This is a genomic window from Micromonospora sp. 15K316 (genome assembly GCF_004348525.1).
Taxonomy (GTDB): Bacteria; Actinomycetota; Actinomycetes; order Mycobacteriales; family Micromonosporaceae; genus Micromonospora.
In genome coordinates this window covers 1-10,431 of record NZ_SMKG01000214.1, presented here as the reverse complement: position 1 = coordinate 10,431, position 10,431 = coordinate 1, and the positions used below count along the sequence as shown (strand labels likewise).

Annotated in this window: 9 protein-coding genes and 1 pseudogene; 3 read left to right on the top strand and 7 right to left on the bottom strand. The window is 72.3% G+C overall.

The window, feature by feature from the left end:
* Positions 1–21 precede the first annotated feature (21 nt).
* The 7 genes from E1211_RS26705 to E1211_RS26675 all read right to left on the bottom strand — a co-directional run bounded on the left by E1211_RS26705 (position 22) and on the right by E1211_RS26675 (position 7,320).
* Entirely contained in the window at positions 22–762 is a 741-nt protein-coding gene (locus E1211_RS26705) for a DUF4142 domain-containing protein (RefSeq protein ID WP_132352084.1), read from the bottom strand.
* 164 nt (positions 763–926) lie between these two features.
* On the bottom strand, positions 927–2,108 hold the full coding sequence (locus E1211_RS26700) for an ROK family transcriptional regulator (RefSeq protein ID WP_132352082.1): 1,182 nt from the start codon (positions 2,106–2,108) through the stop codon (positions 927–929).
* A gap of 22 nt (positions 2,109–2,130) precedes the next feature.
* Positions 2,131–3,390, bottom strand: coding sequence for a sugar ABC transporter permease (locus tag E1211_RS26695; protein WP_132352080.1), 1,260 nt, complete (start codon positions 3,388–3,390; stop codon positions 2,131–2,133).
* Positions 3,387–4,223, bottom strand: coding sequence for an ATP-binding cassette domain-containing protein (locus E1211_RS26690; protein WP_132352078.1), 837 nt, complete (start codon positions 4,221–4,223; stop codon positions 3,387–3,389). The genes E1211_RS26695 and E1211_RS26690 overlap by 4 nt, the downstream gene beginning before the upstream one ends.
* Before the next feature lie 119 nt (positions 4,224–4,342).
* Positions 4,343–5,440 (bottom strand): sugar ABC transporter substrate-binding protein, encoded by a 1,098-nt coding sequence (locus tag E1211_RS26685; protein ID WP_132352076.1) that lies wholly within the window; start codon positions 5,438–5,440, stop codon positions 4,343–4,345.
* A 193-nt stretch (positions 5,441–5,633) separates the two neighbouring features.
* On the bottom strand, positions 5,634–6,113 hold the full coding sequence (ybaK, locus tag E1211_RS26680) for a Cys-tRNA(Pro) deacylase (protein WP_132352074.1): 480 nt from the start codon (positions 6,111–6,113) through the stop codon (positions 5,634–5,636).
* Positions 6,114–6,123: 10 nt separating this feature from the next.
* Positions 6,124–7,320: a methyltransferase domain-containing protein gene (locus tag E1211_RS26675; protein ID WP_132352072.1), complete on the bottom strand. Its 1,197-nt coding sequence runs from the start codon at positions 7,318–7,320 to the stop codon at positions 6,124–6,126.
* 250 nt (positions 7,321–7,570) lie between these two features.
* Here E1211_RS26675 and groES point away from each other — a divergent pair, with 250 nt between their 5' ends.
* From groES to E1211_RS26660, 3 genes and pseudogenes are all read left to right on the top strand, one after another.
* The gene (gene groES / locus E1211_RS26670; protein ID WP_018222648.1) at positions 7,571–7,885 is read left to right on the top strand and encodes a co-chaperone GroES; all 315 of its coding nucleotides are present in this window, start codon (positions 7,571–7,573) and stop codon (positions 7,883–7,885) included.
* Between the two features lie 69 nt (positions 7,886–7,954).
* Positions 7,955–9,601, top strand: coding sequence for a chaperonin GroEL (gene groL, locus E1211_RS26665; protein WP_132352070.1), 1,647 nt, complete (start codon positions 7,955–7,957; stop codon positions 9,599–9,601).
* A 125-nt stretch (positions 9,602–9,726) separates the two neighbouring features.
* Positions 9,727–10,431 (top strand): annotated as a pseudogene (locus tag E1211_RS26660) (molybdopterin-binding oxidoreductase); the annotation flags it as partial.

Here is a 10,431-nt window from a genome sequence, read left to right as displayed (position 1 = left end):
GGGTAGGCCGGGGGCTGGGGGTCAGGTGCGGCGGAGGAGGCGGTAGGTGGCGACGCCGCCGGTGCCGAGGGCGGCGAGGAAGACCAGCCAGACCACCGTGCTGCTCACCCCCGCGTTCGGGCCGGTGTTCGCGGACGCGGCCGCCAGCAGACCGTCGGCGCCGGGTGCGGGCAGCGCCGCCGGCGGCAGCTCGGGCCAGCGGACCAGGTTGGTGCTCTCCAGCATCTGCATGTGGTGCAGCACGAACCGGTTGGCGTCGTCGCAGAGCTTGCGGACGGTGGCGTCCCGGGTGCTCGCCCGGACGGCGCCGATCACCGGGAAGATCTTGCCGTGGGCGACCCGGAGCCGGGTCACGAAGATCTGGTCGAACCGGGCCCCGGAGGCGTTCTGCATCTCCTTGAGCCAGCCCTTCTGCTCGTCCGTGGGCTCCGACGGGATGCTCGCCCCCAGCTTGTTGGCGGCGTCCACGACGAGTTGGTCGAGCACCTGGTGCTCGCCGGCGATGCCCGCCCCGATCTCGCGTACCTTGGCCGACTGGCCCTTCTCGGCCGCCATCTGCCCGGCCGGCATCTCCCAGAGCCCGGCCAGGCGCACCCCGTTGAGCAGGGTCATGTCGGCCGCGTTGAGCTGCTGGCCACCCGCCGGTGCGGCGATCGCCGCCCCGGGCGACACCCCGAGCGTCGCCAGGATCGCGACGAGCAGCAGCGCCGCTCGGTGCGGGTGGTGTCCCGGGCGGCGACGGGCGGTTCTGAGCGCGGCCATGTCTGCGGTGCCTCCTCGGTGCGGGCCGAACGTGCCGGGCCGGGCGGCCGGTTGAGACGGCCGCCCGGTCGGAGACTGGTACGGACGGATGGCCCGTTCAGTTCACGGTCGCCGGGGCGGCTCGCGACCCGGTGGCGCCTGCCCTGGAAAAAGGGCGAACGCCGTCAGCCGTTGTCGAGCGGATCGGCCAGCAGCCGTTCGAAGGCCAGCTCGGCGGCGCCGATCAGGGCGGCGTCGTCACCGAGCTTCGGGGTACGCAGCCGCACGTGCTCCAGGCAGGCCGGCAGCGCGTTGGCGTTGAGCCGGCTGCGGATCTGGGCGGCCGCGGCGAGGTAGAGGTCGCGCATGGTCCCGCCGAAGATGACCATTTCCGGGTTGAAGATGTTCACCAGGTTCGCCACGCCGAAGCCGAGCCAGTCGCCGGCCTGCCGCACCGCCGCACCGGCCCGGGCGTCGCCGCGGTCGGCCGCGTCGAAGACGGCCAGCAGCGCCTCCCGCCCCTGCGCGTCGGAGCGGCCGGCGTTGCGCAGCAGGCCGTGCTCGCCGATCTGGGTCTCCCAGCAGCCCCGGGAGCCGCACTCGCAGCGCTCGCCGTCGCGGACCACCTTCATGTGCCCGACCTCGCCGCCGTACCCGCCGTGCCCGGTCACCCGCCGGCCGCCGGCGATGATGCCGGCGCCCACACCGACGTCGCCGTAGAGATAGACGACGTTGTCGCAGCCGGCGGCGACCCCACGGGCGTGCTCCGCGAAGGCGGCCACGTCGGCCACGTTGCGGACGGTGACCGGCACGTCGGCGCCGAGCTCGGCGCCGAGCGCCGCGCCGACCGGCTCGTCCACCCAGCCGGTGGTGGGGGCGAGCCGGACCAGGCCGTCGTCGCGGCGGACCATGCCGCAGACCGCCACGCCGATACCGACGCAGACGGGGTCGCCGGGCACCTGCTGCTGCATCTCCTTGACCGCGCCGGCGAGCAGCGGCGCGGCCTCGGCGACGAGCAGCCCCCGGGGCCGGTCCAGCTCCCGGCGGTCGAGTACCACGCCGCCGAGACCGACGCGGGCGGCCCGCAACCGGTCCACCTCGATGCTGTACGCGTACGCGTGGATCCGGGTCGACTCGGGCCGGACGACCGGCGACGGTCGCCCGGCCCGGCCGGTCTCCTTCGGCGCGCCCTCGCTGACCAGCCCCGCCGCGGCGAGGTCGGCGGTCAGTGCGCCGATGGTGCTGCGGTTCAGGCCGAGCGCGGTGGTCAACTCGGCGCGTGAGGTCGCCCCGTGGACGTGGACGTGACGAAGCAGGGCACCGAGGTTCTGCCGACGGATCTCCTCCTGGCTCGGTCCTGGGGGCATGTGGGGCTCCGGTGGCGCGGGGTCAGCGGGTGCCGGTCGCGGCGGAGCGGCGGCGGGAGATGGCGTCCACGGTCGCGGCGAGCAGCAGGACCACGCCGGTGAGCACGTACTTGACGCCCGAGCTGTACCCCATGAGGCCCATGCCGTTGTCGATGACGGCGATCACCGCGCCGCCGAGCACCGCGTCGAGCACCCGGCCCTTGCCGCCGAAGAGGCTGGTGCCGCCGATGACCGCCGCGCCCACCGCGTAGAGCAGCACGCTGCTGCCGCCGGTGTTGGGGTCCACCGAGTTGGCCCGGCTGGCCGCCACGATGCCGCCGACCGCCGCCATCGAGGAGCAGATCACGAAGACCGAGATACGGATCCGGTCGACGTCGATGCCGGCCCGGCGGGCGGCCTCCCGGTTGCCGCCGACCGCGTAGACGTGCCGGCCGTAGCGGGTGCGCTGGAGCACGAAGGTCCAGACCACCAGCAGCACCGCGATGACGGGCACTACGATCGGCACGCCCTTGAGCGAGGTGATCAGGACGTTGCGGCTGCGCTCCAGGTTGAGGATGAAGACCGCCACGCCGAGGATCAGCGCCAGACCGCCGATCCGGGCGAGGACCACGGCGATCGGGTCGGTGACCAGCCCGCGGGCGGCCCGGTTGCGGTGCCGCAGCAGTTGCGCGGCCCCGTAACCGGCGACCGCGACGAGCGCGAGCAGCCAGCCGAGCAGCGGCGGGAGGTTGCGGTTGGAGATGGCCACCAGCACCTCGTCGCGGACGGCGATGTTCTTGCCCTCCTCCATGAGCATCAACGCGATGCCCTGGAAGGCGAGGAACCCGGCGAGGGTGACCACGAAGGACGGAATGCCGATCTTGGCGACCAGGACGCCGAGCAGCGTGCCGATGACCACGCCGGTGACGACCGCCGCGAGCACCGCGACATACCAGGGGTGGCCGAGCACCGTCACCACGTTGGCCAGTACCGCCGCGCAGACGCCGCTGGCGAAGCCGGCGGAGAGGTCGATCTCGCCGAGCAGCAGGACGAAGATCAGCCCCATCGCGATCAGCGTGGTCGCCGCGCCCTGGGTGAGCAGGTTGGCGAAGTTGCCGGCGGTGAGGAACGACGGGCGGGCGATCGAGAAGACCGTGCAGAGCACGACCAGCCCGAGGACCGCGGGCAGGCCGCCGATGTCGCCGCCGCGTACCCGGCTCCAGTAGTTGCGGGCGTGATCCGCGACGGTGGGCGCCGGGGTGACGGCCGCCGGACCCTGCTGCTGTACGGCTGTGGTGGTCATCGGTCGCCTCCTGCGGTCGAGCCGGCCGGCTGCTCTCCGGTGCCGGTGCCGGTGCCGTTGCCGCCCTGGCCCGGCTCGCCGGTGAGACCGAGGCCGCCGGAGCGGCCGGCGGTGATCAGCTCGACCACCTGGGCGTGGGTGATGTCGGTAGTCTTCACCTGGGCGACCATCTGACCGAGGTAGAGGGCCGCGACCCGGTCGGAGACGGCGAAGACGTCGTTCATGTTGTGCGAGATGAGCACGACGGCCAGGCCGTTGTCGGCGAGCCGGCGGACGAGTTCGAGGACCTGCGCGGTCTGCGCCACGCCGAGGGCGGCGGTCGGCTCGTCCAGGATGACGAGGCGGCTGTTCCAGAGCACCGCCTTGGCGATCGCCACCGTCTGGCGCTGCCCGCCGGAGAGGCTGGAGACGTGCTGCCGCAACGACTTCACGGTGCGTACGGAGAGGCCGGCCAGCGTCTCCGCGGCCATCTGCTCCATGGTCGGCTCGTCGAGGACGATGCCGTTGCGCTTCTCCCGGCCGAGGAACATGTTCTGCACGATGTCGAGGTTGTCGCAGAGCGCGAGGTCCTGGTAGACGACCTCGATGCCGAGGGCGGCGGCGTCCCGGGGGCTGTGGATGGCCACCGGGCTGCCGTCGAAGAGGAACTCGCCGGCGTCGGTGGGGTGGATGCCGCTGATGCACTTGACCAGTGTCGACTTGCCGGCGCCGTTGTCGCCGACGAGCGCGGTCACCTCGCCTGCGTGGGCGGCGAACGCGACGTCACGCAGGACCTGGACGGGACCGAAGCTCTTGTCGATCCCGCGTAGCTCCAGCAGGGGAGTTGCGGACACGGGGTGTCTCCTTCGGATGGACGGCAGATCTTTCCTCGGCCCGTCCGGCGAGTGCCGCCCGGCACGGGAGGGACTCCCGTGCCGGGCGGCGGTTGCGCCTCGGCGGGTACGGCGTCAGGTCAGCTGATGCCGGCCTCGGTGCAGAACTTCGCGTACGCCTCGGTGCAGATCTCGTCCTTGGTCACGTAGCCGTCGGCGATGACGTCCTTGACGTTCTCCTTGTAGATCGCCTTCGGGGTCAGCAGCACGGACGGGACGTCCCGGCCGCCCTCCGGGTCCTTCACGGTCTGGCCGGTCTCCTTCCGCTCGCCCTTGGCGAGCCCGATGGCCAGGTCGGAGGCGGCCTTCGCCTCCTCCTTCACCGCCTTGTAGACGGTCATGCACTGGTCGCCGGCGAGGATGTTCTGCAGGCCCTCCGGGGTGGCGTCCTGGCCGGTGACCGGGACTCGTCCGTTGAGCTTGTTCTTCTTGAGGATGGAGATGGCCGCGTTGCCCAGCCCGTCGTTCGCGGCGAGCACGCCGTCGATCTTGCCGCCGGTCTTGGTGAGCTGCTGCTCGAAGATCGTGGCGGCCTGGGCGTTGTCCCAGTCCGGCACGGCGTCGTCGGCGGCCTTCGTGTACTCCTTCGCGTCGAACTTCGGCTTGAGCACCGAGTCGTACCCGCTCTTGAAGAGGGTGGCGTTGTTGTCGGTCGGCGAGCCGTTGAGGTAGGCGATCGCGGGGCTCTTCACGTTCTTCTCGCCGAGGCACTTGACCAGGCCCTCGCCCTGGAGCTTGCCGACGGCCACGTTGTCGAAGCTGACGTAGTACTCCGCGGAGCCGCCGAGGGTGAGCCGGTCGTAGTCGATCGTCGCCACGCCCTGGGACTTCGCCTTGTCGAGCACGGCCTTGCCGGTACCGGAGTCGAGGTTGACGATCATCAGCACGGTCACCCCGCTGGTGATCATCTGGTCGGCGATGGTCTGGAACTGGGTCTTGTCGCCCTGGGCGTTCTGGATGTCGTACTCGACGCCGGCGGCCTCGAACGCCTCCTGCAGGAACTTGCGGTCGGCGCCCTCCCAGCGGGCGGAGGACTTGCTGTCCGGCAGGATCACGCCGATCTTCGGGGTCTGGCCGGAGCCGGCCTGGTCGTTCCCGCCGGAGTCGTCGCCGCAGGCGGCCAGGCCACCCGTCGCCAGCAGTCCCACGGTGGCGATGGTGAGGAGCCCTTTACGCATGTTCAGGGTCCTTTCGGAGGGTGGGGGAAGGTGTAGTTTTGTTGTGCCCGGCAACGTATGGCGCTTGTGAGCCCGCACACAAGAGAGCCGGTGGGTCGATTTTGTTGGGGGCAGTAACAATTCAGCAACGCGCCCCTCACCCTGCGGTCACCCGCGGGCAGGCAGACCGCCGGCCGGTGTGGCAGGTGGACGGTCAGCCGGCGGCGAGCGGCGCGGTACGCGCACCGGTCAACGCCACCAGGTCGGCCGGGGTGAGCTGGAGCTGGAGGCCGCGTCGGCCCGCCGAGACGTAGATCGTCGGAAAGTCCAGTGCGGACGAGTCGAGCACGGTGGGCAGCCGCTTGCGCTGGCCGAGCGGGCTGATGCCGCCCCGGACGTAGCCGGTGGCCCGCTCGGCGGCCGCCCGGTCGGCGAGCGTGGCGCGTTTGCCGCCGACCGCCGCGGCGAGCGCCTTCAGGTCCAGCTCTCCGGTGACCGGCACCACCGCCACGGCGAGCCCGCCGTCGACCACGGTGACCAGGGTCTTGAACACCCGCTCCGGAGGTACGCCGAGCGCCGCCGCGACCAGGGCGCCGTAGTTGGGCGTGTCGGGGCTCACGTCGTACGGGTGGGTGCTGTGCGCGACCTTCCGCTTCGCCAGCAGCGCTGTCGCCGGTGTGCCCTGTCCCGCCACGACCGGGAATCTAGTCCCGCACCGGCCGGCAGACCAGCACGGTCGGCGCGCCGGCGATCCGGGTGAGCACGAGGCTCGCCGCCGCGTCGCCGGCCAGCCGCAGGTCCCGCCGGAGCTGCTCCGGGGTCAGTGCCGAGCCGCGCTTGAGGATCTCCACCCGGCCCACGCCCCGCTCCCGCAGGAGCGCGCGCAGTCGCTTCAACGAGAACGGCAACACGTCGGTGACCTCCAGGCAGCGGGCGTACGGGCCCGGCGTCGGCTCGTCGGCGTACAGATAGGCGATGGCGGGATCGGCGAGGGTGGCGTCCAGCTCGTCGGCGAGCTCGGCGACCAGGTGCGCGCGTACCACCGCCGGGTCGGGGTCGTGCAGGAACCGGCGTACCGGGCCGACCTCCGCCTCCCGATCCCCGGTGCCCGTCAACCGGCCGCCGGCGTGCCCCTCCTTCTCGCCGAGCAGGGTGGCCCGGCGGGGGACCTCGGCGAGCACGCCGCACCAGAGCGCCGCCTCGACCAGGTCACCGTCCACGCTCACCCACTCCGCCTCGGCGCCGGCCGGGATCAGCCCGTGGTCGATCCCCGGGGCGACCTTCACCACCGTCCGGGGCACCCGCTCGGCGAGCCGTGTCACGAAGTCCCATGGGGGTGAGTAGGCGTTCGGATCGAAGATCCGCCGGCCGGTGCCGCCGGCGCGTCGCGCCGGATCGCAGAAGACCGCGTCCACCCCGCCCACGTCGAACTGCGTCGCGTCGCCGCACTCGACGGTGAACAGGTCGGCCAGCCCGGCCGCCTCGGCGTTGGCGGCGGCCATCGCGGCGGTCAGCGGGTCGGCCTCCACCCCGTACACCCGGATGCCGGCGCGTGCGGCCGCGAGCGCGTCCGCGCCCAGCCCGCAGCCGAGGTCGGCCAGGGCGCGTACCCCGGCGGCCCGCAGCCGCGCGGCGCGCCGCGCGGCGACCACGCCCCGGGTGGCCTGTTCGAGGCCGGCGCGGGTGAGGAACATCCCGGCGGCCGCCGCCCCGAACTTGGCCGCCGCCCGGCGTCGCAGCTCGACCTGGGTCAGCGCCGCCGCGGAGAGTCCGGCGGGCACCCCGGCCGCGCGGAGGGCGGACGCGGCGGCCAGCGGGTCGCCGGCGCTCACCCGGGCCGCCGCGTCGAGGGCGGCGGCCCCCTCGGCGGTACGCAGGGCGGCCAGCTGATCGAGATCCACCCGGTCATTCTGGTGGTCGAGCTCGACGCGCCGCCCGGTGGGTTGGCACTCTCCTTGACGGAGTGCTAGCCACGGAATAACCTGCGATTAGCACTCTCAACCTGAGGGTGCCAGCTCCCGGGTCGACCGACCCGAGCGCTGAACGCCAGGCGGACCGGCACCCGCGACGACGGCCCCGCCCGGTGGCATGTGGCAGATTGACGCTGGTCGGCCCCGCCGACCAGCACAGAAACCAGTACCCCAGGAGGGTATGCCCGTGACTACCGCGACCAAGGTTGCGATCAAGCCGCTCGAGGACCGGATCGTGGTCCAGGCGAACGAGGCTGAGACCACCACGGCGTCGGGCATCGTGATCCCCGACACCGCCAAGGAGAAGCCGCAGGAGGGCACTGTCCTCGCTGTCGGCCCGGGCCGGATCGACGACAAGGGCAACCGCGTGCCGATCGACGTCAAGGTCGGCGACACCGTCCTCTACTCGAAGTACGGCGGCACCGAGGTCAAGTACGCCGGCGAGGAGTACCTGGTGCTCTCCGCCCGCGACGTCCTCGCGGTCATCGAGAAGTAAGCAACCGATCAGTGTCGTTGCCCCGGTCCGGTTCGCCGGGCCGGGGCACCGCCGCTTGAAGGGACATTGATGGCGAAGATCCTGAGCTTCTCGGACGACGCCCGACACCTGCTCGAGCACGGTGTCAACGCCCTCGCGGACGCGGTGAAGGTCACCCTCGGCCCGCGCGGGCGCAACGTCGTCCTGGACAAGAAGTTTGGTGCGCCCACGATCACCAACGATGGTGTGACCATCGCCAAGGAGATCGAGCTCACCAACCCGTACGAGAACCTCGGCGCGCAGCTGGTCAAGGAGGTGGCGACCAAGACCAACGACGTCGCCGGCGACGGGACCACCACCGCGACCGTGCTGGCCCAGGCCATGGTCCGCGAGGGCCTGCGCAACGTGGCGGCCGGGGCCAACCCGACCGGCCTGAAGCGCGGCATCGACGCGGCGAGCGCCAAGGTCTCCGAGGCGCTGCTGGGCCGCGCCGTGGAGGTGGCCGGCAAGGAGGCGATCGCGCACGTCGCGACGGTCTCCGCGCAGGACGCCACGATCGGCGACATGATCGCCGAGGCGATGGAGAAGGTCGGCCGCGACGGTGTGATCACCGTCGAGGAGGGCTCCACGCTCGCCACCGAGCTGGAGGTGACCGAGGGTCTGCAGTTCGACAAGGGTTTCGTCTCCCCGCACTTCGTCACCGACGCGGAGTCGCAGGAGGCGGTCCTCGAGGACGCGTACATCCTCATCACCACGCAGAAGATCTCGGCGATCGAGGAGCTGCTGCCGCTGCTGGAGAAGGTCCTCCAGAACAGCAAGCCGCTACTGATCATCGCCGAGGACGTCGAGGGCCAGGCGCTCTCGACCCTGGTGGTCAACTCGATCCGCAAGACCCTGAAGGTCTGCGCGGTCAAGGCCCCCGGCTTCGGCGACCGCCGCAAGGCGATGCTCCAGGACATGGCGATCCTGACCGGCGCCGAGCTGGTCGCCCCGGAGCTGGGCTACAAGCTCGACCAGGTCGGCCTGGAGGTGCTGGGCTCCGCCCGGCGCGTCGTGGTCGACAAGGACAACACCACGATCGTCGACGGTGGCGGCCAGTCCGCCGACGTCGCGGACCGGGTGGCCCAGATCCGCAAGGAGATCGAGGCCTCCGACTCCGAGTGGGACCGGGAGAAGCTCGCCGAGCGGCTGGCGAAGCTGTCGGGCGGCATCGCGGTCATCAAGGCCGGCGGCGCGACCGAGGTCGAGATGAAGGAGCGCAAGCACCGCATCGAGGACGCCATCGCCGCGACCAAGGCCGCGGTCGAGGAGGGTACGGTGCCCGGCGGTGGCGCCGCCCTGGCGCAGATCCTGCCGGCGCTCGCCGACGACCTCGGCTTCACCGGTGACGAGAAGGTCGGTGTCTCGATCGTCCGCAAGGCGCTCGTCGAGCCGCTGCGCTGGATCGCCGAGAACGCCGGCCACGACGGATACGTGGTGGTGCAGAAGGTCGCCGCCGCCGAGTGGGGCAACGGCCTGAACGCCGCCACCGGCGAGTACGTCGACCTGGCCAAGTCCGGCATTCTGGACCCGGTGAAGGTGACCCGTAACGCGGTCGCCAACGCCGCTTCCATCGCCGGCCTGCTGCTCACCACGGAGAGCCTCGTGGTGGAGAAGCCGGCCGAGCCGGAGCCGGCCGCCGCCGGTGGCCACGGCCACTCGCACGGTCACGGTCACCAGCACGGCCCGGGCTTCTGACCCACGTCGTACGCCCGGTCGGGGCACACCGTCATCCGGCGGTGTGCCCCGACGCGTTCGTGGCGGTGATTACCGAACGCTGACGTCACTACCGGCCGGCCGGGTCGATCGGAAACACTGGGCCGATGAGCAGCACCACCCGCGGGTACGCCGCACTGGCCGGGATCACCGCCGCCGCCGTGGCCATCGGCGTGGCCGAAGTGGTGGCCGTACTGACCGGCCCCCGATCCGCCCCGCTGGTCGCGGTGGGCTCGGTGGTCGTCGACACGGTTCCCGAGCCGGTCAAGCAGTTCGCCATCGACCTCTTCGGCACGTACGACAAGATCGCCCTGCTGATCGGCACGGCCGTGCTGCTCGCCGGTATCGCGGCGCTGCTCGGCGTGCTCGCGGTACGCCGCCTCGCGGTCGGCCTCGCGGGCGTTGCCGCCTTCGGGGCGCTCGGGGTGGCCGCCGCCCTGACCCGGGCCGGCGCGGACCCCGTGGACGCGCTGCCGTCGCTGGTCGGCGGCGGTTTCGGCGCGCTGGTGCTCTGGGCGTTCATCGCCGGACCGCTGGAGCTCGACCCCTGGCCGTGGACCCCGCCCAGCGAAGGGCTTACGCCCGCCGCACCGGCCGCGCTGAGCTCCGCCAGGCCGGATGGCGCCGTCCGCGTCGGTTCCGTGGCGGTGGCGCCCGCGCCGCTGGAGACGACCGATCCGGGGTCCCGGCGGCGGTTCCTGACCGGCACCGGTGCGCTGCTCGGCGCGGCGGCGGTGGCCGGGTTCGGCGGGCGGTGGCTGGCGGGCCGGCGTGGGGTGTCGGCGGCCCGGGAGGCCGTTGTGCTCCCCGCC

Excerpts from the sequence above, each read along its gene's own strand:
- E1211_RS26685 (WP_132352076.1), bottom strand. The coding sequence starts at position 5,440 with ATGCGTAAAGGGCTCCTCACCATCGCCACCGTGGGACTGCTGGCGACG.
- E1211_RS26695 (WP_132352080.1), bottom strand. The coding sequence starts at position 3,390 with ATGACCACCACAGCCGTACAGCAGCAGGGTCCGGCGGCCGTCACCCCG.
- E1211_RS26700 (WP_132352082.1), bottom strand. The coding sequence starts at position 2,108 with ATGCCCCCAGGACCGAGCCAGGAGGAGATCCGTCGGCAGAACCTCGGT.
- groES (WP_018222648.1), top strand. The coding sequence starts at position 7,571 with ATGCCCGTGACTACCGCGACCAAGGTTGCGATCAAGCCGCTCGAGGAC.
- E1211_RS26705 (WP_132352084.1), bottom strand. The coding sequence starts at position 762 with ATGGCCGCGCTCAGAACCGCCCGTCGCCGCCCGGGACACCACCCGCAC.
- groL (WP_132352070.1), top strand. The coding sequence starts at position 7,955 with ATGGCGAAGATCCTGAGCTTCTCGGACGACGCCCGACACCTGCTCGAG.